Here is a 1,742-nt window from a genome sequence, read left to right on the forward strand (position 1 = left end):
TAAAGTTGTCTTTTGGACAAGGTAGTCCTTTGAAAACTGAACAAAGTTTCGTAAATGTGATAGGGCTTTTCAATGAAAGTTGAAAAGAATTAATTAACATGAGCGAAGTCAATTCGCAATAAACAACAAATCGAGCTATTCAAATAACTCATTTTATATGAGAGTTTGATCCTGGCTCAGGATGAACGCTGGCGGCGTGCCTAATACATGCAAGTCGAACGAGGTTTTGACGAATGAACGATGTGCTTGCACGGAGTGATTTTGTTAACACCGAGTGGCGGACGGGTGAGTAACACGTGGGTAACCTGCCCTTAAGTGGGGGATAACATTTGGAAACAGATGCTAATACCGCATAAACCCAAGGATCACATGGTCTTTGGTTGAAAGATGGCGCAAGCTATCGCTTTTGGATGGACCCGCGGCGTATTAGCTAGTTGGTAAGGTAACGGCCTACCAAGGCAATGATACGTAGCCGAACTGAGAGGTTGATCGGCCACAATGGGACTGAGACACGGCCCATACTCCTACGGGAGGCAGCAGTAGGGAATCTTCCACAATGGACGCAAGTCTGATGGAGCAACGCCGCGTGAGTGAAGAAGGCTTTCGGGTCGTAAAACTCTGTTGTTGGAGAAGAACACGTTTGAGAGTAACTGTTCAGACGTTGACGGTATCCAACCAGAAAGCCACGGCTAACTACGTGCCAGCAGCCGCGGTAATACGTAGGTGGCAAGCGTTATCCGGATTTATTGGGCGTAAAGCGAGCGCAGGCGGTTTCTTAAGTCTGATGTGAAAGCCTTCGGCTTAACCGAAGAAGTGCATCGGAAACTGGGAAACTTGAGTGCAGAAGAGGACAGTGGAACTCCATGTGTAGCGGTGAAATGCGTAGATATATGGAAGAACACCAGTGGCGAAGGCGGCTGTCTGGTCTGTAACTGACGCTGAGGCTCGAAAGCATGGGTAGCGAACAGGATTAGATACCCTGGTAGTCCATGCCGTAAACGATGAATGCTAGGTGTTGGAGGGTTTCCGCCCTTCAGTGCCGCAGCTAACGCATTAAGCATTCCGCCTGGGGAGTACGACCGCAAGGTTGAAACTCAAAGGAATTGACGGGGGCCCGCACAAGCGGTGGAGCATGTGGTTTAATTCGACGCAACGCGAAGAACCTTACCAGGTCTTGACATCCTATGCCAACCTGAGAGATCAGGCGTTCCCTTCGGGGACATAGTGACAGGTGGTGCATGGTTGTCGTCAGCTCGTGTCGTGAGATGTTGGGTTAAGTCCCGCAACGAGCGCAACCCTTATGACTAGTTGCCAGCATTCAGTTGGGCACTCTAGTAAGACTGCCGGTGACAAACCGGAGGAAGGTGGGGACGACGTCAAATCATCATGCCCCTTATGACCTGGGCTACACACGTGCTACAATGGCCGGTACAACGAGTTGCGAACCCGCGAGGGTAAGCTAATCTCTTAAAGCCGGTCTCAGTTCGGACTGCAGGCTGCAACTCGCCTGCACGAAGTCGGAATCGCTAGTAATCGCGGATCAGCATGCCGCGGTGAATACGTTCCCGGGCCTTGTACACACCGCCCGTCACACCATGAGAGTTTGTAACACCCGAAGCCGGTGGGGTAACCTTTCGAGGAGCTAGCCGTCTAAGGTGGGACAGATGATTAGGGTGAAGTCGTAACAAGGTAGCCGTAGGAGAACCTGCGGCTGGATCACCTCCTTTCTAAGGATAGATGCG

General features: G+C 50.9%; 1 rRNA gene. It reads left to right on the plus strand.

The features are described 5' to 3' along the window. Positions 1 to 153 precede the first annotated feature (153 nt). Positions 154 to 1,727 (plus strand): 16S ribosomal RNA (locus JUE30_RS11200). Positions 1,728 to 1,742 lie beyond the last annotated feature (15 nt).

The organism is Lacticaseibacillus sp. 866-1, assembly GCF_016861825.1.
GTDB lineage: Bacteria > Bacillota > Bacilli > Lactobacillales > Lactobacillaceae > Lacticaseibacillus.